The sequence below is a fragment of the Paraburkholderia sp. BL18I3N2 genome, from assembly GCF_003001875.1.
Lineage (GTDB): Bacteria > Pseudomonadota > Gammaproteobacteria > Burkholderiales > Burkholderiaceae > Paraburkholderia > Paraburkholderia phytofirmans.
In genome coordinates this window covers 72,247-89,610 of the sequence record NZ_PVNC01000009.1, presented here as the reverse complement: position 1 = coordinate 89,610, position 17,364 = coordinate 72,247, and the positions used below count along the sequence as shown (strand labels likewise).

Here is a 17,364-nt window from a genome sequence, read left to right as displayed (position 1 = left end):
TTAAACGGGTCGCCTCTGGGTCCGAACTGCATGCTGCCGATTTGCTGCCACTGGGATTGCACCATCAACTTGCGATTCACTTTCTGATTCACTGCCCGACCGTGCTTCATTGCTTCATGGCTGCCTCGGGAGCGAGGCAGCGTCATTCTGCGCTAAGCCGGCGCGCCTTGGAACACCGGCTCCGGCAAACCTTGCCGTCCGAGCGTGGCGATAAACACGCCGCCTGCATGCGGATCGTTGGCGAGTGCCGCTGCATCGAGATCACAGCGCGCGCTCGTAATGTACAGCGTGTCCAGCTGCGTGCCGCCCAGCGCGACGCAACTCGGCTGCGCGGTCGGCACGTCGACGCGCTCCGTTTCCACGCCGTCCGGGCCATAACGCACCACGCGCCGGCCGCCCCATTGCGCGTTCCACAGGCCGCCGTCGCGATCCACGGTGGAGCCGTCGGGTTCGCCGGTGGCGTCGGTGAGCCGCGTGAACAGGCGGTCGTTGGCGATGCCGCCGTCCGCGCGATAGTCGCACGCGCGGATTTCGCGTGTCGGCGAATCGCAGTAGTACATGGTCGCGCCGTCGGGACTGAAAGCGATGCTGTTCGAGATCGCCGGCGCGGGCAACGGCAAACGCTCCAGCGACAAATCGTGACCGAGACGGTAGAAGCCGCCGATTGCCTGCAACGGCGCGCCCTCATCTTTGGTGCCGAACACGAAGCGGCCCTGACGGTCGCAGCGGCCGTCGTTCACGCGAGTGTTCAAGCCGGCTTCGACGTCGATGATGCGCCGCGTCTCGCCGGTGGCCAGCTCGAAAAACGCCAGATGCGTGGCCAGGCCGAGCAACAGGTAACGCGGATCCGCGCACAACGCGAAGGTGGCGAGGCGTTCGGGCATGTGCCAGGACATGTTGCTACAGTCCCGCGGGTCGTAGCGCCACAGACGCGCGCCTTCGATATCCGTCCAGTAGAAACGGCCGGTCTGCGCGCACCACGTCGCACCCTCGCCGAGCGTGCATTTCGTATCGAGCAGCAGCGCGGCCGCGCCTGGTGAACCGCTCGCGCTCACGCCCAGCCTCCGTCAACGATGATGTCCTGCGCGGTGATCATTCTGCTGTCGTCGGCGGCGAGGAAGAGCGCCATGCGCGCGAGGTCGGCCGGTTCCAGCTCGGCGTCGATGCACTGCCCTTCCTTGATCGAACGACGGCCCGCGTCGTCGAGCCACAAGCGCTTCTGCTTCTCGGTCATCACCCAGCCCGGTACCAGCGTATTGACGCGAATATTGAAGTGACCGAGGTCGCGCGCGAGACCGCGCGTCAAACCCTGCACCGCGGATTTCGACATCACATAGACCGGATACCCGCCGTTCTTCAGCATCCAGCTGATCGAACCGAGATTGATGATCGAGCCGCTGTTGGCGGCTTTCATGTCGTCCATCACCGCTTGCGCCGCGAAGAACTGGTGACGGATATTCACCGCGATGCCCGCGTCGAACGACTCGCGCGTGACTTCGCCGATCGTATGGCGCTTGTCGTTCGCGGCGTTGTTCACCAGCACCTGGATCGGACCCAGCGCGGCCTTCACGTCGGCGATCGCTTTTTGCAGCGCGTCGATATCGGTCAGATCGCACGACAGGAACAGCGGCTTGTGCTTCGAATCGCCGAGCTCGTCGGCGAGCGCTTCACCGGCGCTCGCGTCGATATCGAAAAACGCGACGCGTGCGCCTTGCGCCGCGAAATGCTCGACGAACGATGCGCCGATGCCGGTCGCGCCGCCCGTGATCAACACCGTGCGGTCAACGAGGCTCGGATAACGTGCGAAGGCGCTGTCCGCGAGACGGACGTTTGCATTGGCCGGAGACGACATCGTTCGATTCCTTTTAGAGCAAGTGAGTGGGTCGCGGGTTTAATCGCGCGAGCCGCGGTTCTTCAACTGGTCGAGCAGCACGGCGGCGAGCAGGATCGCGCCACGCACGAGGTACTGATAGAACGCGTCGATGTTCATCAGGTTCATCACGTTCTCGACCGTGCCCATGATCAGCACGCCGATCACCACGCCGGAAATCGTCGCGCGGCCGCCGAGCAGCGACACGCCGCCCAGCACGCACGCCGAGATCACGTTCAGCTCGAAGCCCTGCGCGGCGTTCGGCTGACCCGACGTGATACGCGAAGCCAGAATCACACCGGCCAGCGCCGTCACCGCGCCCTGAATCAAAAAGATGTAGACGCGCGTGCGTTCCACGTTAATACCGGCCAGACGCGACGCTTCCGGATTGCCGCCGATGGCGAGCGTATTGCGACCATAAACGGTCTGATTGAGCATCACGCCGAACACGATGAAGCAGAGCAACGTGACCCAGATCGGCAGCGACACGCCGAAGAAGCTCAAACCGCCGAGCGCGATAAACGTATCCGACGACACGCCCACCGCCTGACCATGCGAGACGATAAAACCGAGGCCGCGGACGATTTCCATCGTGGCAAGGGTCGTAATCAGCGCGTTGATGCGCAGATACGCGATCACCGCGCCGTTGACGAAACCGATCACGCCGCCCGCCGCCACCGCCGCGACGATCGCGATGAAGGTGTTACCGGTCGCGTTGAGCACCATCGCGCACAGCACGCCGGCGAACGCGACCGTCGAACCGACCGACAAGTCGAAGTCGCGCGAGGCGAGACAGAACATCATCGTGCACGCGACCATGCCGATCTGCGAGATCGACAGCGCGAGACCGAGCATGTTCTCGATCGAGAAGAAGTGATCGACGGTGAGGGACATCGTGACGAACATCACGACGAAGATCACGATCAGGCTGTATTCGGTGATCTGCTGCCACCATTTGGCCTTGTCGTTCGACTGCGGAATCAGCGCGTCGGCGGCGCTCTTGGCGGCCTGTTGCGCGAGGTTTTCTCTGGCTTGCATGTTGAAGACTCCTCCCGTTCCCCACGGGTTGCCGGACTTTCGTCCGAATGATGTTCAGGCCGCCTGTTGGGCAGCGGTTTCCGTTCCGGGCAGTGCGGTCGAGCTTCGCGGCAACGCAAGGCTCAACACCGATTGTTCCGTCGCATCTTTGCGCGCCAGCTCGCCGGAAATCCGGCCCTGGCGCATCACGACGATGCGGTCGGACACGCCGAGCACTTCCGGCAGTTCCGACGAAATCATCACGATCGCGCAGCCGCGTTCGGCAAGCTGATAGATCACGTTGTAAATTTCGTGCTTCGCGCCGACGTCGATACCGCGCGTCGGCTCGTCGAGAATCACCACTTTCAGATCCGGCTCGGCCAACCAGCGCGACAGAATCGCTTTCTGCTGATTGCCGCCTGACAGGAAGCGGATTTTCTGGCGGCGGCTCGGCGTCTTGATCTTGAGCAGCTTGATGAAACGGTCGGCGGTTTCCGCTTCCTTCTTGCGGTCGAGGAACATCCCCGCGCGCAGAAAGTGACGGCGGCAACTGATATTGATGTTCTCCGACACGGTCGCCATCGCGACGATGCCCTCTTCCTTGCGATCTTCCGGGCACAGCACGATGCCGTGCCTGATCGCTTCGCCCGCGCTGCGCACCTTGATCGGCTTGCCGTCGAGCAGCAACTCGCCGCCCTTCTTGTGATCGGCGCCGTACACCAGATGCATCAGTTCGCTACGGCCCGCACCCACCAGACCGAAGAAGCCGACAATCTCGCCGCGCCGCACCTCGAAGCTGGCCGGCTGTGCGAGCGCATGGCCTTCGATTCCTTTCGCGGCGAAGCGCACTTCGCCGATCGGGCGCGCCGAGTAGTTGTAGATGTCCGAAATTTCCCGCCCCACCATCTCGCTGACGATGGTGTCGCGCGACACGCCTTCGAGCGTCGGATGCGAGGCGATCTTGCGGCCATCGCGGAAGATCGTGCAGGCGTCGCACAACTCGTAGATCTCGTCCATGCGGTGCGAGATATAGATCATCGCGCGATTGTCGGCGCGCAAGTCGCGCACCAGCTTGAACAGCACTTCGGTCTCACGGTGCGACAGCGAGCTGGTCGGCTCGTCCAGAGCGATCACGCGCGCGTTGCGCAGCAGCGCCTTGCAGATTTCGACCATTTGCCGTTGCGCAATCGAGAGCTTGCGCAGTTTCGCGTTCGGGTCGAGCGCCACGCCCATCGCTTCGAGGCGTTCGCGCACGAAGCGTTTGGCTTCGCGCTTGTTGACCCAGCCGAGCGAGTTCGGCAGTTGTCCGAGCAGCAGGTTTTCCGCGACCGTCAGATCGGGCACGTATTGCAGTTCCTGGTGAATCACCGCGATGCCCGCCGCGATCGACGACGCCGCGCTCGTGAAGCGCACCTCGTTGCCGTCGATCATCACGCGGCCCGAGTCGGGCTGATATTCACCACCGAGAATCTTCAGCAGGGTGGATTTCCCCGCGCCGTTTTCGCCCATCAGGCCGTGCACCTGGCCGACGTTGACGTCGAAGGACACACCGTCGAGCGCGCGCACGCCTGGAAAGACTTTGCCGATATTGTCAAAACGTAGCGTCGCTGACACTTCGCCTCCTAATGCTTCGAATGAACCGTCTGTCTCAACTGCTGATCTTTTATTGCTGCTGCCGGTGCGCCGATCTTTGGCAAAAGGCGCGCCGGCAGTTCACTTCATTGCGCAGCGTACTGAATCACCCCGCTCAATTCGCCGCGAGGCCCATCTTCTGGCGCACATCGGCGACGTTGTCACGCGTGGCCAGCATGCCGGTCGTGAGCGTGAGCGGCGGCGGTGCCTTGCCTTGCGTGATCCAGTCGTACATCAGCGTCGAAGTTTCTTCGCCGTGGCGCTTCGGGCTGATGATGACCGTGCCGTAGAAACCCGTCGGCGACGGCTTCTTGAACTCGTTGAGCGCCGAGTCCGAACCGCCGATGCCGATACCGATCATGTTGTCCGCCTTGAAGCCGCGGCCTTCCGCTGCGCGCACGGCGCCGAGCACGGCTTCGTCGTTCAGGCCGTAAGCGACCCAGTGCTTGAAGTTCGGATTCTTCGTCAGCGCGATGTTGGCGGCGTTGAACGCATTTTCCGTGTCGGTCTTCGCTTGCGGCGCGGCGATGATGTTCGCCTTCGGGAAGCCGGCGGCGATCAGTGCATCGGTTGCGCCGCTGGTGCGGTCATGCGCGGTCGGCAGTTGTTCGTAGGTCACGTCGATCGCGCCCACGTCTTTCATGTCCCAGCCGCGCTTCTTGATTTCCGCAGCCAGGCCATCACCGACCTGCTTGCCGATGTTGTACGCCGAGATACCCATATGCGGCACCGACGCGATCGGCTTGCCCGCGCCGTCCACCAGACGATCGTCCACCGTCATCATCTTCAGGCCATCGGCTTTCGCCTTCGCGACGATGCCCGGTCCGAGCTTGACGTCAGGCGTGCAGATCACGAAGCCCTGCGCCTTTTGCGCCGACAGATTGTCGATTGCGCTCATCACCTTCTCGCCCGACGGCGCGCCGATCTTCACCAGCGTGAAGCCCTTTTCCTTGGCGGCGATTTCGGCGAACTTCCACTCGTCCTGGAACCACGGCTCTTCCGGCTGCTTCACGAGGAAGCCGATCTTCACCGGATCGGCGGCTTGCGCGACCGGTGCGTTGAAGAGCACACCCGTCGCCGCTGCTGCCAGCGTGAGGAAAATTCTACGTTTCATGATGCGTGTCTCCTGACTAATTGATAACGAGAAGGTATTGGCCGCGTCTTCTTGTACCGGGTCTGACACACGCGGCCAGCGCGTCGTCCGGTGTACTCATTGCGCCCCTTCGCAATCCGAGTTCTGTAAATCAGTCGTGATACAGCGCCGAGCGTCCGCCATCCACGGTGATGCAGGTGGCGTTGATGAACGGCGCTTCGTCCGAGGCGAGAAACACCGCCGTCATCGCCACTTCTTCCGGGCGGCCAATGCGTTTCATCGGCTGCAGATCGAGCGTCGCCTGTTGCGCGGCGGCCGGATCGGCCTGCTCGTTCCACCAGTCGTGCGTCAATTGCGTTTCGATGTAACCCGGCGCGATCGCGTTGACCCGCACATTGCGCGGCGCGTATTCGATGCCGAGCGCGCGCGTCAGTCCGATCACGCCGTGCTTTGCAACCGGGTACGGAAAGCAGCCCGGAATGATCTTGAACGAATGCGTCGAGGCGATATTCACGATGCTGCCCGCGCCGCGTTCGACCATGCCCGGCAACGCCGCGCGGCAACCGTTCCACACGCCGTCGAGATCGACTGCGAAGCAGCGGCGCCAGTCGTCGTCGGTCATCGTGAGCGGGTCGCAGAACACGTTGATGCCGGCGTTGTTCACCAGCACGTCGAGCGAGCCGAATGCGCGTTCGGCTTCGCTCACCGCGTGCTGAACCGACGCGGACTGCGTCACGTCCGTGTGCACCGCGAGCACGCGCGCGCCGGTCTGCGCCTTGATGTGCTCCGCCGTCTGCTGCGCGGTCTCGATATCCAGTTCAGCCAGCACGACCGCCGCGCCTTCACGCGCGAAAGCATGCGCGATCGCCGAGCCGATGCCGCGTCCGGCGCCGGTGACAAGAGCGACTTTGCCGGCGAGCCGCTTCATTTCTTCGCACCCGCGCGAGCGATGCGCAAACCGTTGATGTACGCCTTCGCGTGCGAAGCCGTCACTGCCGCGCTCTGACCCGGCTTATACAGCGCCGAGCCGAGGCCGAAGCCGTTTGCACCCGCGCTCAGAAACGGGCCCATGTTGTCGGGGGTGATGCCACCGACCGGCACCAGCGGCACTTCCGCCGCGATCACCGCGCGCCATGCTTTCACGACCTGGCAGCCGAGTTGTTCGGCGGGGAACATCTTCAACACGTCCGCGCCGTTCTTCAGCGCGATAAACGCTTCGTTGGGCGTCGCGACGCCCGGCGCGCAGGCCATGCCTCGCGCCTTCGCCGCGCTGACGACTTCCGGATCGCTATGCGGCATGACAATCAGTTCGCCGCCCGCCGACTTCACGTCGTCGACGAAACTTGGATGTAGCACCGTACCCGCGCCGACGATCGCATCCGCCGGCAACACCTTGCGGATCGCCGCGATGCTGTCGAAAGGCTGCGGCGAATTGAGCGGCACTTCGACGATCCGGAAGCCGGCTTCGTACAGCGCCTGGCCGTGCTCGGCGGCATCGGCGGGCGTCACGCCGCGCATGATGGCGATCAGCGGACACACCTCGAAAGCCGCGATTAAACCGGCGTGCGGCATGTACGGAGCGGGCAGATTGATGTGAGGTTGCATGTCGGTTCCTTGTTTCGTGGGCGGCGGCGCTGCCGGTCAGGCGCGCGCCGTCTTGGCGGCCGGTTTGACGAGTCCCGCCTGCGAGGCGACGCGCCACAGGCCGCGCTCGGTGGCGTGCTTGACCGGCTCCGCCTGCGTGCAGCCGAATTGCGCGAGCGCGAGCCGATAGCGCTCGCACAGCGCTTCGTTGCCGATCAGGCGCAGGCTCTGCCCGGCGAGCGCGCTTTGCTGTTGTGCAAGCACGGCGTCGAGGCCGGCAAGTTCGTGGCCGATCAGCAACCCTGACAGATAGTCCGGTTGCTGTTCGCGGGAAAGTTGTCCGGTGAGGCCGAGCGTGCGCGAACTGAACACGGTCGCGAGCACACCCGCCTGGCCTTTTTCCCGCGCGATGTTCACGCCATGCAGGAAGGCGCTGGTGTCCGGGCTATCGGGCGTGAGCATCGTGCGGCCGAGGATCGTGTGTTCGCGCAGTGCCGCAAATACTTCGCCGGTCATGAAGGTATGAAAACGTTCGATGCGGTCCGCCTGCACAACCGCCCATTTCGCGTGGGTGCCGGGCAGGCCGATCAAGGAGCACTTGCCGCTGTCGGCGGTGTTCGTTTCTTCGCCGAGTGCGCCGAAGATTTGCGTTTCTTCGCCGCGCATGACGTTGGGCAATTCGCCGCGTTGCAGGACGCCCGGCACGATATGCAGCGTCACGCCGCACGCAGCCTTTACGCGGACGATGCCGGCCACCAGCGCATCGGCGCTCGCAGGTGTGTCCACATACGGCGCTTCCAGCCAGCCTTGCGCGCTGCCGACCATGCCTGCGGCGATCACCGGGGCGGCGGGCGCGTGTTCGAGCCAGGCGCCGCAGGTGTCGTCGAAGGCCGCGTCGAAGCCGCCCTGCTCCGCGCTGCGCGGCAGATTCATGATGCCCGCCGTCGATGCGCGCGTCGCCAGCACGTTGCCGGACGCGTCGTACAGATAGGCGCGCAGCGACGTCGTGCCCCAGTCGAGCGCGATCAGCGCGGCGTGCTCGTGGCTCGCGTCGACCGCAACGGCTGCGGCATGGCCGGCCGCCTGGGTGGGAGAACCCGCTCGCTTCATCGTTTGATCCTGCGGGTTGCCGGCTGCGGAGCGCGCCAGCCGAGTTCTTCCGAGATCGCGCGCGCTTCGCGCTGCACGACCGGAATCAGTTCGTCCATGCGTTCGAGCGACATGTACGGAATCGTGCTCGCCACCGACAACGCCGCCACGACCGCGCCCGACGCATCGCGCACGGGTGCCGCGACGCAGCGGATCGACGCTTCGTTTTCTTCGAGGTCGAAGGTGTAGCCGCCGGCCGCGTAGTTGGTCATGCGCTGCATGAAGGTCTGTGCATCCGGGCGGTTGTCCGGCTTGAAGCTGACGCTGGCGAGCGCGCGGCGCGAGGCGTCGAAGAGCGACTGCCAGACGTCCGGCGTGAGGTCGAGCATCATGGCTTTGCCGATCCCCGTTGACGCCAGCGGCATGCGGTGACCGACGCGCGAGCGCATTTCGAGGCCACGGGTGCCGGGGATTTTGTCGATGTACAGGACGTCGTCGCCGTCGCGCACGCCGAGGTGGATCGTGTCGAGCGTTTGCTCCGCGAGCGATTCGAGATGCTGGCGGGCGACCGCGGTAAGCGGCATCTGTTCGAGCGCGATGGTGCCGAGTTCGATCAGCTTCGGGCCGAGCAGGTAGCCGCCTTGCACCTGGCGCAGGTAGCGGGCTTGCACGAGGCTGCTTACCAGACGATGCGTGGTGCTGCGGGTCGTGCCGAGCGCGGCGCCGAAAGTGCGCAGGTCGCGCACGCCTGCTGCTGCGGCTTCGAGGATCGCCAGGCCACGCAGGAGCGTTTGCGTGCCGGCTTGTTGCGGGGTGATGTCGAGCAGCGTGCTGGGGAGCGCGATTCCGTCCACCGGGGCCGGGTGGATGCTGGCGTTCGCGCGCGGTGTTTTGGCGGCGGGGGACAACGGACGCGGCGGCGTGGCGCTAGTCGCGTGGTCGACGGATGGCGGCTGGTCGGCTTCGGATTCGGCTTCGCTCGCGGCGTGAGTAGGCATCGCTTTGTTCATGGCGATTCGCTTTTCGGTGGTTTTTTGCGCTTACAGCGCGGGGCCGGAGAGTGGGCCTGGGTTGCTCGCCGTGCTGCGGGCGTGGGGGTGCTGCCTCTGGTTTTTAGGCATGGTTGGGCGTTGTCTCCGGTTTTTTTTGCTGTCGCAGGTGACGCCTTGCGGTGGGTGAGTCCCTTTGCTCGCGCGGCGCTTTGTGCGTGTTGGTGTGGATTGTAGGGCGGTTTTTGAGAAAGCTCCAATATGTGAGTTTTTGATTCATATAATGGGATTTTGGGCTGGCGCGGGGTTTTGGGGCTGTGTTCTGTCGGTGGTTGGCCTTTCCTTGAATTCACGGTGGTCTATTGGCGTTGCCCCTGTGCGGGGCGGCACCTACTTTCTTTGCCGCGGCAAAGAAAGTAGGCAAAGAAAGCCGCTTCACACCGCTAGCTCAGAAGCGGGGCCCCTGGCTTGGAGGGGGTAGTGGTCCATCTGGAATCTGTCCTATCGCACATTCAGCGCGAGTGACAAGGCCGTCATACTTCCCGCCTCACGCTGCGCGTTCGCCGGAAGGGTCTGCTTCCACCAGTGTTTTTTTTGTTTGCGGTGGGCCGTCGGCTTTGCCTCGGCGCGGCGCTGAAGTGCCGTGCTTGAAGAGTCATTTGAGGTGTAGTCGTCGACAGTGTCGCGGGTTCTTTCAACTCCGCGACGCGGATTCCCGTCCAGCAGTTGCTCGCGCGTCCTCTTCTGAGCGCGGCCGTCGAATATGCGAACTCGGGTTTGCGAATATTCTGAATTGATTCCGGCACACACCTTTTAGCCTGCGCAGGTGCTCGCTTCGGGGAGACACGCATTAAACTTCTTTTGTCGTGCGTTGCACGACATACAGGTTTAACAGCCTATTAGCGTAGTACCCCGTACGATTACTCAAACAACCGTGCGGCTGCCTTTGCACGTCTTTTTACAATGGGCGGGCCTTGGCGGGGGAGCCTCACGGCTCGCCGGTTTTTGGTACTGCGCTCCGGTCTGTTAACCCCGTCAGTGTGCCCGCTCACCCACCTTGCAAATGCGTGTCGGGCGCCCCCAGTCAGCAACCGGAGATCGCGCCATGAGTAAATCTGTCAAAAGCTCTCGAATCACGTCGCGCCCATCCGTTGACGCTCTTCAATACGAAAAACTTGCCCTGTCTGCTTTCGGATTGGTCGAACGGCAATTGAGTCAACTCGACAAGTTGATCACACTCACGGCCTCGATAGTTAGGAGTCCAGCTGTGACGCTCGAGGAAAGACATCGCCAGCGGAAATTACTGGAACTGCTGCTCGACACGGCCGAGGATTACCAACGCGAAGTCAAGACGGACCGCGAGTTGTATCAGGTAATCGCGCTTGACGCGAAGGGAATTCCGCAGAGCCGCATTACAGCGCGCCACGCAGCAGACCTTCTGGCAAAGGCCACAAAGACGGCATCAGAAGACCGTGAGCGCATCGGCGCAAAAAGAATGATGCAGAACAGGCAACCTCGCTTTAGAACCATCACGCGAGCAACGACAGCAGCGCATTGACAAAGCTCCACGTCGATATACGGCGCTTCGAAGAAGCTCCGAACCGAAGCGCAGCAAATACAGAAAGTCGTTACGGCCCAAAGCCGAGGCGAAGCCGACGGCCCCACAGCGCACAGAGAAACCCATTGCTTAGGAGCGGACCCTTCCGGCGAGCGCGTAGCGCGAGGCGGGAAGTATGACGGCCTTGTCACTAGCGCCGAACGTGCGAGAACACGGATTCCAGATGCACCACTACTGCGACTGCGCGAGGGGCCCGCTTAAAGGCTGGCGGTGTGAAGCGGCTTTCTTTGCCTACTTTCTTTGCCGCGGCAAAGAAAGTAGGTGCCGCCCCGCACAGGGGCAACGCTAATAGACCACAAAGAATTCAAGGAAAGGCCAACACCTAAATCCAAACCAACCAAACCACCACGCAGCGCGAAAAACCCGCATTAATCGGGCAACTCAGCCGCCCCCATCCGCCTCGCAATAACCCGCGCCCGCTGCGTCAGATACTGCGACCCCCGATGCTCATCAAAATACTTAGGCTGCGGCAGCATCACAGCCAACCGAGCCGACTGCGCAGCAGTCAACTTACTCGCCGACGTCTTGTAGTAATAATGAGCCGCCGCCTCAGCCCCATAAACCCCATTCCCCCACTCAACGGAGTTGAGATAAATCTCAAAGATCCGCTCCTTATCCATCAAGGTCTCAAGCATCCAGGTAATAATGAGTTCCTGTCCCTTGCGGATATAACTCTTTTCCCGCGACAAGAACAAATTCCGCGCCAACTGCTGAGTAATGGTCGACCCACCGCGAACAATCTTGCCCTTAGCCTTATTCCGCTCCCAGGCCTGCAAAATAGCGTCGGTCTCATACCCGTTGTTATTAACAAAATTCGCATCCTCAGAAGCGATAATTGCGCGCTTCAGATTCCGCGAAATCTGGTCATATGACACCCAAGTATGCTGCACTGAAAGATCCGGCCGATCCTGCGACAACCGCCAAGCGTCCGACCGCATAAACGACGTACTCCGCGGATTAACGTAATTCCACACCGCGATCTGCCCGAAGTAAAACGCCTGCGTCGCCAGCCACGCAATCGCCACCACGGCGCCCAGATAGACGATCCATCGCACCGGACGTGGCCGGCTCACGCGCCGCGTTGCTGTCATCGTGCGTCGAGTCCTCGTGTCATAGGCCGCTGCAAAGTAAACGCCGCCCTTAGGCGTGCGACGGCGCCGTCAACAGCGCGCGCAATTCGGCCAGCACCGGCGCGCCGTCAGGCCGCACACCACGCCACACGTAAAACGATTCAGCGGCCTGCTCGACCAACATGCCGAGCCCATCGGCGCCGCGCGCGCCGAGCTTCCGCGCGTGTTCCATGAAGACCGTCGGATGCGCGCCGTACATCATGTCGTAGGCAAGCGTGCCGTTGCCGAACGCGCGGTCGTCGCACTCGGGCAGCGACGCGTCCAGACTGCCCGCCGTCGCGTTGACGATCACGTCGTACGTGCCCGCCTCGATCGCCCGCGCACTGCCGCCGCTCAATTGGCACGCGGCGTCACGCGCGGCTTGCGCGAATTGAGCCACCAGCGCCTCGGCCTTTTCCGCCGTGCGATTGACGATGGTCAACGTATGCGGCGCGCGGTCCAGCATCGGCAGCACCACGCCGCGCGCGGCGCCGCCCGCGCCCAGCAACAGAATGCGCGCGCCCTTCAAGGACACACCGAGATTCACCTCGATGTCACGCACGAGACCGAAGCCGTCCGTGTTGTCGCCGTAGACACCGTTCGCGTCGATACGCAACGTATTCACCGCGCCCGCCGCCGCCGCGCGCGGCGACAACGTGTCTGCAAAGGCATGCGCGTCGAGCTTGAACGGCACGGTCACGTTCAGCCCGCGCCCGCCTGCGTCGATAAAGGCCCGCACGTGCGGCACGAACGCATCAACCGGCGCGAGCAGGTGGCCGTACTCGACGGCCTCGCCGGTCTGCGCGGCGAAGCGCCCATGAATGAACGGCGACTTGCTGTGGCCGACCGGGTTGCCGATGACCGCGTAGCGGTCGCGTGAATCCTGGGTGTTCATCGTCCCGGCTCCGCAATGTGCTGATGCGTAGCGGCACCGTCCGCACCCTCGCTGCTTTCGGCGTCGTCCTTCACGGCAGCCGCGTCGTTGCCGTCGAGTTCGGCTTCGGCCTGCGCCTCGGCTTCGCCTTCGGCGCTCTCGTCCGCGGCGTCGATAATCTCCTCTTCGCCCTCGTCCGCTTCTTCAGCCTCGCTGCCGCTCGTCACCGTCGGCGCGTCGAGCACGTGCAGCAGACGCACGGACGCTTCGACGGTCAACTCATCGATCGACATCACTTCCATCTGCAAACGCGTGCCGCGCGCGTGCACACCGAGGCCCGGCACATGCAGAAGCAGCGGAATCTCTTCAAGACGCACCAGATCGCCCTTCACCACCGACGCCACCACCTGCTTTCTGTTCTCCTGCTTCAGCCAGCGCAGACACCAGAAATATTCCATGCGACGCTGATGATCGGCATACGCGGTGTACGTATCGTCGAAACCTTGCACGACGGCGAACAGATCGGCGTCTTTGGGCTTGAACGGCGCGGCCAGTTTCGCGGTCACGCCATGCTGCACGCAGGCAATCAGCTGCCACTGGTTCACCAGGTCGACGTAACGGCGCAGCGGCGACGTGCTCCACGCGTACTGCGTGACGCCGAGGCCTTCGTGCGGCGCGGCGTTGGTCTGCATGCGCGTACGCTTCGGGCCGGTCGGCGCGCCGAATGCGCGTTGCGTGCGGTAAATGCCTGGCACGCCGTGGTCATGCAGGAACGCGCCCCACGACGAATTTGCGAGAATCGCCAGTTCGGCGACGATCGTATCGAGCGGCGACCCACGCCGGCGCGGCGTGATCGTGATGTGCTCGCCTTCCACGTAGAAGTTGAAGTCGGTGTTGCGCTGCACTTCGCGACGCAAACCGTAACCGGCGCGCGCGGCCTGGCGCTTTTCGAACAGCGCCTGCGCGAACGGCCACAGCACGGCGATATCGTCCTTGTGCGGATAGTCGCCGCTGCCGGCGGCGAGCGCCTCTTCGGTGACCAGCTCGTCGAGCGTGTTGTGGCGCAGGTTGTTCTTCACGAACACGCGCTCGGCGCGCGTTTCGCTCGCGACGATCTCCTGCGTCTCGCGATTGACGATCACATACAGCGAGAGCGCCGGACGCAAGCCGCCTTCGGCCAGCGTAAACGCTTCGACCACGCTGTCGGGCAGCATGGTGATCTTGTCGCCCGGCATATACACGGTCGACAGACGCGTGCGCGCGATCGCATCCACCTCGTCGCCCCGCTGAATGCCGAGCGCCGGCGCGGCGATGTGCACGCCGATCCGCACGCGGCCATCGGCCAGATGCTCGACGGAGAAGGCATCGTCGATTTCAGTCGTGGTGATGTCGTCGATCGAAAACGCCTGCACGTTCGCTTCGGGCAGATCCTCCGGCAAGCTGCCGACGGTAACGGGGGGAAAGCCCGTGCCGTGCGGGAAAAACTCAGAGAGGAATTTCGCTTCGTGCAGCGCGCGCGCCGACGGAATGGCGCCGTTTTCCAGCATCAGACGCGCTTGCGAAATACCGCGCGCCGCCGCCGCGGCTTCGAGCGCTTTGTACTCGATCGTGTTCTTGTCCGGCTTGGTCAACAGTCCCAGCGCCTTGCTGCCAGTGAAGGCTTCAGGCAAGCGGCCGGCTTTCAGCTCGTCTTCGTAACCGGCTTGCACCAGCGCCTGCTGGCGTTTGCGCTCGAGGCCGGCGAGCGCCATCTTCAGTTGTTCCTGCGGCGCGCGCTGATACATGCCGCGGCCCTTGCGGCGGAAGTACACCGGCGAGCCATGCATGCGCAACACCAGCGCGGCGCGCTCGATCGACCCGAAGCTTTCGCCGAAATATTCGGCGCCGAGGGTCGCGAACGGAAATTCGTCGTCAGGCGCGCACTCCCACAGGAAGTCCAGATCGATCTCCTGCGCGGCGGCGTCGGCCTGTTGCATCAGCTCGGCCGCGCTCGGCTTTTCGAATTCGATCAGCACGTCTTTCGCGCGCACCTTGGCGCGCCGGCCGCCCGGCAACTCGACCTGAAAAGCATCGCCCTGGCGCGACAGCACGCTGCCGGCCTTGAAACTGCCCGATTCCTCAAAGAAAACGTTCACTCAATACTCTCGTTCTGACTTGCATCTGCCGGCGCGCCCGATCTGGTTCAGCGATCGGTCATCGCGTGCGCGGCACGGCAACGTGTTCGTGGTAGTGGATCCGCGGCGCGGTACGCGCGCGCCTGCGGCATGACTCATGATGCGCGGCAACTGCCGCGCTGCCGGAACGCCCGGCGTGACGTGACTTATCGCGACATCAAGCGGCTTCAAGCGGCTTCGCGCGGCGCCGGCGGCTCGACGTCTTCCGCGTCGCAAAAGGCCAGCACGTCGTCGACGTATTGCGCAAACTCGCTGATCGCGTGGTCGCTCCCTTCGATCAGCGTAGTCCGTGCGCCGGGATAGTGCGCAAGCATTTCGCGGTAGTCGAGCACCTCGTCGCCGGTGGCGGCCATCAAATAGTAGCGTTCGGGCCGCGTGATCTCGGCGACGCCGAGCGCGCGCAACTCATCCAGATGATGCGGCTCGACGACGATGCTGCCGCCGCCATGCCACAACGGCTGCTCGCCGAGATAGGCGCTCAGATCGCGCTGCGGCACGACCGCCGGGTTCAGTAACACCGCCGGCCAGCCGTGCTTTTCAGCCAGATGCGTGGCGAAATAGCCGCCGAGCGAACTGCCGATCAGCGTGACGTTTTTCGGCTGGGCCGCAGCCACCAGCGATTCGGCGAGCGCCACGGTCTCGAACGGCGAAACCGGCAACATCGGACAGCACCATTCGTCGCTGCGGCCGAGTTCGACGAGCCGCGCCGCCAGCACGCGCGCCTTGAACGAATTGGGTGACGAGCGAAAACCGTGCAGATAAAGGATCACGAAGCGCCTCGCGCGGAAAGGGCGTCGAGCAGTTTCTGATGCACGCCGCCGAAGCCGCCGTTGCTCATCACCAGAACCTGGTCGCCGGGGCGCGCTGCGTGGACTACCGCTTTGACCAGCGCGTCGAGATTGTCGAAAGCCTGTGCCTTGCCGCCGAGCGGCGCGAGCGCCTCGCCGAGATTCCAGCCGAGCGCGTCGCGGCCGCTCGGCGCGCCGTAGCCGAATACGAGGTCGGCGTCGGCGAGACTGGCCGGCAATTGCGCTTTCATCACGCCGAGCTTCATGGTGTTCGAGCGCGGTTCCAGCACGGCGAGAATCCGCGTGTTGTCGCGGCCGACGCGGGCGCGCAACCCGGCCACGGTCGTGTCGATGGCGGTCGGGTGATGCGCGAAGTCGTCGTACACGGTCACACCGTCGACGCTGCCGCGCACTTCCATGCGCCGCTTGACGTTGCGAAAGCTCGCCAGCGACCGGGCGGCCTGCGCCGGCGGCACGCCGACATGGCGTGCGGCGGCGATCGCGGCCAGCGCGTTCATGCGGTTGTGCTCGCCTTGCACCTGCCACTCGACCACGCCGACGCGCGCACTGTTGTGATAGACGGCGAAACGCTCGTCGACCGGCACGCCGTCTTCCGCCGGCAGGGTTTGCCAGCCGCCCTGCACGCCGAAGCGCTCCACTTCGCTCCAGCAGCCGCGCGTCAGCACGCGCTCGAGCGCGTCTTCACGACCGTTCGTGACCACTCGGCCGATGCCCGGCACGGTCCGGATCAGGTGATGGAACTGCGTTTCGATCGCGCCCAGATCCGGGAAGATGTCGGCGTGATCGAATTCGAGGTTGTTCAGCACCGCGGTCTTGGGCCGGTAGTGGACGAACTTGGAGCGCTTGTCGAAGAAGGCCGTGTCGTACTCGTCGGCTTCGATCACGAAGAAGCTGGAATCGGTCAGCCGCGCGGACACGCCGAAATTCAGCGGCACGCCGCCGATCAGAAAACCCGGATTGAGGCCGGCGTCTTCGAGCAGCCACGTCAGCATCGAACTGGTTGTCGTCTTGCCGTGCGTGCCGGCCACCGCCAGCACCCATTTGCCATTCAGCACATGTTCGCCGAGCCATTGCGGGCCCGAGGTGTACGGCAGGCCGCGGTCGAGAATGGCTTCCATCAGCGGGTTGCCGCGCGAGACCACATTGCCGATCACGAACAGGTCCGCGTTCAGGCCGTTCAACTGGTCCGCGTCGTAGCCTTCAATCAGGCCAATGCCTTGCGCCTCGAGCTGGGTGCTCATGGGCGGATAGACGCCGGCGTCGCAGCCCGTCACGGTGTGGCCCGCGCCGCGCGCGAGGACCGCGAGACCGCCCATGAACGTGCCGCAGATACCGAGAATGTGGATGTGCATAAGCCTGTCGTGCCGCGCGGGCGTTTTTCCTGGAAGGGCCCCTACTAGTCCGGCGCTTCGCGCCAGTCCCCCGAGGGGGCAAGAAAAGTGGGCGCGGCCCGGCGTTTTCCTGAGAGGGATGGGAGCGCAGAAGAGCGGCCGAAACGACCGTCTG

The 17,364-nt window shown here is 63.8% G+C and carries 15 protein-coding genes; 1 reads left to right on the top strand and 14 read right to left on the bottom strand.

Translation table 11 applies throughout. From position 1 onward, the window contains the following. Positions 1-152: 152 nt before the first annotated feature. From B0G75_RS23340 to B0G75_RS23300, 9 genes are all read right to left on the bottom strand, one after another. Positions 153-1,055, bottom strand: coding sequence for an SMP-30/gluconolactonase/LRE family protein (locus tag B0G75_RS23340; protein WP_106311015.1), 903 nt, complete (start codon positions 1,053-1,055; stop codon positions 153-155). Beyond that, positions 1,052-1,852, bottom strand: a complete 801-nt coding sequence (locus B0G75_RS23335; protein WP_106311012.1) for an SDR family NAD(P)-dependent oxidoreductase — start codon at positions 1,850-1,852, stop codon at positions 1,052-1,054. Before B0G75_RS23335 ends, B0G75_RS23340 begins: the two co-directional genes overlap by 4 nt. Before the next feature lie 39 nt (positions 1,853-1,891). After that, positions 1,892-2,908: an L-arabinose ABC transporter permease AraH gene (araH, locus tag B0G75_RS23330; RefSeq protein ID WP_106311009.1), complete on the bottom strand. Its 1,017-nt coding sequence runs from the start codon at positions 2,906-2,908 to the stop codon at positions 1,892-1,894. A gap of 54 nt (positions 2,909-2,962) precedes the next feature. Then, positions 2,963-4,501, bottom strand: a complete 1,539-nt coding sequence (gene araG, locus B0G75_RS23325) for an L-arabinose ABC transporter ATP-binding protein AraG (RefSeq protein WP_106311006.1) — start codon at positions 4,499-4,501, stop codon at positions 2,963-2,965. A 133-nt stretch (positions 4,502-4,634) separates the two neighbouring features. Further along, a complete protein-coding gene (locus B0G75_RS23320; RefSeq protein WP_106311003.1) occupies positions 4,635-5,633 on the bottom strand; it encodes an arabinose ABC transporter substrate-binding protein in 999 nt (332 codons plus the stop codon). Between the two features lie 130 nt (positions 5,634-5,763). Next, on the bottom strand, positions 5,764-6,540 hold the full coding sequence (locus B0G75_RS23315) for an SDR family oxidoreductase (protein ID WP_106311000.1): 777 nt from the start codon (positions 6,538-6,540) through the stop codon (positions 5,764-5,766). Then, positions 6,537-7,217: a 2-dehydro-3-deoxy-6-phosphogalactonate aldolase gene (locus B0G75_RS23310; RefSeq protein WP_106310998.1), complete on the bottom strand. Its 681-nt coding sequence runs from the start codon at positions 7,215-7,217 to the stop codon at positions 6,537-6,539. The genes B0G75_RS23315 and B0G75_RS23310 overlap by 4 nt, the downstream gene beginning before the upstream one ends. A 36-nt stretch (positions 7,218-7,253) precedes the next feature. Next, positions 7,254-8,306, bottom strand: coding sequence for a 2-dehydro-3-deoxygalactonokinase (locus tag B0G75_RS23305; protein ID WP_106310995.1), 1,053 nt, complete (start codon positions 8,304-8,306; stop codon positions 7,254-7,256). Beyond that, on the bottom strand, positions 8,303-9,295 hold the full coding sequence (locus B0G75_RS23300; RefSeq protein WP_106310992.1) for an IclR family transcriptional regulator: 993 nt from the start codon (positions 9,293-9,295) through the stop codon (positions 8,303-8,305). Before B0G75_RS23300 ends, B0G75_RS23305 begins: the two co-directional genes overlap by 4 nt. A 1,084-nt stretch (positions 9,296-10,379) precedes the next feature. Between B0G75_RS23300 and B0G75_RS23290 the strand changes: the two genes are divergently transcribed. Continuing rightward, on the top strand, positions 10,380-10,832 hold the full coding sequence (locus B0G75_RS23290) for a hypothetical protein (RefSeq protein WP_106310989.1): 453 nt from the start codon (positions 10,380-10,382) through the stop codon (positions 10,830-10,832). A 428-nt stretch (positions 10,833-11,260) separates the two neighbouring features. Here B0G75_RS23290 and mtgA read toward each other — a convergent pair whose 3' ends face one another. From mtgA to mpl, 5 genes are all read right to left on the bottom strand, one after another. Next, a complete protein-coding gene (mtgA, locus tag B0G75_RS23280) occupies positions 11,261-11,983 on the bottom strand; it encodes a monofunctional biosynthetic peptidoglycan transglycosylase (protein WP_106310987.1) in 723 nt (240 codons plus the stop codon). 49 nt (positions 11,984-12,032) lie between these two features. After that, complete coding sequence (gene aroE / locus B0G75_RS23275) at positions 12,033-12,896, bottom strand: shikimate dehydrogenase (protein WP_106310984.1); 864 nt, start codon at positions 12,894-12,896, stop codon at positions 12,033-12,035. Then, positions 12,893-15,010, bottom strand: coding sequence for a ribonuclease catalytic domain-containing protein (locus B0G75_RS23270; protein WP_106310981.1), 2,118 nt, complete (start codon positions 15,008-15,010; stop codon positions 12,893-12,895). Before B0G75_RS23270 ends, aroE begins: the two co-directional genes overlap by 4 nt. A gap of 206 nt (positions 15,011-15,216) precedes the next feature. Next, positions 15,217-15,819, bottom strand: coding sequence for a YqiA/YcfP family alpha/beta fold hydrolase (locus tag B0G75_RS23265; RefSeq protein ID WP_106310978.1), 603 nt, complete (start codon positions 15,817-15,819; stop codon positions 15,217-15,219). Then, the gene (gene mpl / locus B0G75_RS23260) at positions 15,816-17,210 is read right to left on the bottom strand and encodes a UDP-N-acetylmuramate:L-alanyl-gamma-D-glutamyl-meso-diaminopimelate ligase (RefSeq protein WP_106310975.1); all 1,395 of its coding nucleotides are present in this window, start codon (positions 17,208-17,210) and stop codon (positions 15,816-15,818) included. Before mpl ends, B0G75_RS23265 begins: the two co-directional genes overlap by 4 nt. Between the last annotated feature and the right edge of the window lie 154 nt (positions 17,211-17,364).

What these genes read in the sequence shown, in the direction of transcription:
- B0G75_RS23335 (WP_106311012.1), bottom strand. Translation starts at nt 1,852, where the DNA reads ATGTCGTCTCCGGCCAATGCAAACGTCCGTCTCGCGGACAGCGCCTTC.
- araH (WP_106311009.1), bottom strand. Translation starts at nt 2,908, where the DNA reads ATGCAAGCCAGAGAAAACCTCGCGCAACAGGCCGCCAAGAGCGCCGCC.
- B0G75_RS23320 (WP_106311003.1), bottom strand. Translation starts at nt 5,633, where the DNA reads ATGAAACGTAGAATTTTCCTCACGCTGGCAGCAGCGGCGACGGGTGTG.
- B0G75_RS23315 (WP_106311000.1), bottom strand. Translation starts at nt 6,540, where the DNA reads ATGAAGCGGCTCGCCGGCAAAGTCGCTCTTGTCACCGGCGCCGGACGC.
- B0G75_RS23310 (WP_106310998.1), bottom strand. Translation starts at nt 7,217, where the DNA reads ATGCAACCTCACATCAATCTGCCCGCTCCGTACATGCCGCACGCCGGT.
- B0G75_RS23305 (WP_106310995.1), bottom strand. Translation starts at nt 8,306, where the DNA reads ATGAAGCGAGCGGGTTCTCCCACCCAGGCGGCCGGCCATGCCGCAGCC.
- B0G75_RS23300 (WP_106310992.1), bottom strand. Translation starts at nt 9,295, where the DNA reads ATGAACAAAGCGATGCCTACTCACGCCGCGAGCGAAGCCGAATCCGAA.
- B0G75_RS23290 (WP_106310989.1), top strand. Translation starts at nt 10,380, where the DNA reads ATGAGTAAATCTGTCAAAAGCTCTCGAATCACGTCGCGCCCATCCGTT.
- mtgA (WP_106310987.1), bottom strand. Translation starts at nt 11,983, where the DNA reads ATGACAGCAACGCGGCGCGTGAGCCGGCCACGTCCGGTGCGATGGATC.
- aroE (WP_106310984.1), bottom strand. Translation starts at nt 12,896, where the DNA reads ATGAACACCCAGGATTCACGCGACCGCTACGCGGTCATCGGCAACCCG.
- mpl (WP_106310975.1), bottom strand. Translation starts at nt 17,210, where the DNA reads ATGCACATCCACATTCTCGGTATCTGCGGCACGTTCATGGGCGGTCTC.